Source organism: Bartonella sp. AA2SXKL, from assembly GCF_042197205.1.
Lineage (GTDB): Bacteria > Pseudomonadota > Alphaproteobacteria > Rhizobiales > Rhizobiaceae > Bartonella.
In genome coordinates this window covers 1-861 of record NZ_JBHIRN010000086.1, presented here as the reverse complement: position 1 = coordinate 861, position 861 = coordinate 1, and the positions used below count along the sequence as shown (strand labels likewise).

Sequence of the window (861 nt, the reverse complement as noted above, 5' to 3'; positions counted from 1 at the left end):
TTTATGGCAATGCTCATGTGAGTGGTGCTGCCCGCGTGCTTGCTGATGCTCATATTTATGACCATGCGCATGTTTCTTATGATGCTACGGTTTTTAGTTATGCAAGGGTTTATGGTCATTCAAAGGTCTCTGGCTCTGCTTGCATTTATAGCCATGCAAAAATTTATAATTATGCTGTGATTAATGGTCGTGCAAAGATTTATGGCAAGGTTTATGGCAATGCGCACGCGGGTGGCTCTTGTGAGGTTTATGGATCTGTCTATGGAAATGCAAAAATCTCATATTATGCAACGATCTGGGGGCGTGCTTATGGCAATGCAAAGCTCGATAAAAGAAGCAAAGTAAGATTAGTTCCAAAAAATTGTGAGGTTTATGAAAAGGATAATGTCGTCAAGATTGAAAAATAGCATAAATAACAAGCATGGGAGTGCCTTCTTTATGGCTATAAACTCATATAAAATGCATTGCTTAACAAACATATCATAAAAGAGAGAATACAAAAAGAAAGCCGTGCCAAATGATATGACGCGGCTTTTAAATGTGATTCTAATGATAAAAAAATAATCATCCACAATGGAGTGATGACACATATATACAAAACGTATTATATTACAAGCGCTCTATTCAAGATATGAAAACTTATCAAAAGAAATGTATGATGCGTATGATCTTTAATCACTCATTTGAATGAGAGAGCCTATAAACGCTTTTCGTTGTTATTAAACGTATTAATCATAACACCCTCCTTGTGAGGTAGTCATTTGAAATAAAGCCCATGACCAAAATGCTTCTTTTAAAACGTTTCAATATGCTGATCTTAAAAATTGAGTTGAGTAAATTGAAATAACTTACATTCTAAAA

At 35.0% G+C, this 861-nt stretch carries 1 pseudogene; it reads left to right on the top strand.

Annotated features, from left to right (window positions below):
- Positions 1–407: pseudogene (locus ACFINS_RS09910) on the top strand (hypothetical protein); the annotation flags it as partial.
- Between the last annotated feature and the right edge of the window lie 454 nt (positions 408–861).